The following is a 404-nucleotide window of genomic DNA, read 5'->3' on the forward strand; positions in this document are numbered from 1 at the left end:
GAAGCCGGTGATCTCGTTCTTGCGGATCGGCACATGGCTGTCGCGTACGGCCATGAAGTTGCCGTAGAAGATCTTGTCCAGCTTGCAGTCCATGACGATGGGGGTTTCGTTGACCACGGGAGCGACCTTTTGCGCAGTGGATACGTTCAAGTTTGGATGCTCCCTTTCTCAATACTTGGGCTTGCCGAAAACACGGCTAAGAATGTTGATTACCAGCACGATCATTACCAGTACCAGCGAAGCCGCCCAGGCGAGCTCCAGCTGGTTGTCGAACGGCATGCCGGAGAAGTTGTAAATCAGTACGGCCAGCGAGGCCGTGGGGTTCATGACCGCCAGGCTGCCGTCGTGATAAATCCAGTAGTTGCTGAACAGCGCGGTGAACAGCAGTGGCGCGGTTTCGCCAG

Annotated in this window: 2 pseudogenes; both read right to left on the reverse strand. The window is 56.2% G+C overall.

The window, feature by feature from the left end:
- Positions 1-117: pseudogene (locus SB756_RS28245) on the reverse strand (phosphate ABC transporter ATP-binding protein); the annotation flags it as partial.
- Positions 118-168: 51 nt separating this feature from the next.
- Positions 169-404 (reverse strand): annotated as a pseudogene (locus SB756_RS28250) (phosphate ABC transporter, permease protein PstA); the annotation flags it as partial.

The organism is Pseudomonas sp. SIMBA_068 (assembly GCF_046534705.1).
In the GTDB taxonomy this organism is placed as follows: domain Bacteria; phylum Pseudomonadota; class Gammaproteobacteria; order Pseudomonadales; family Pseudomonadaceae; genus Aquipseudomonas; species Aquipseudomonas putida.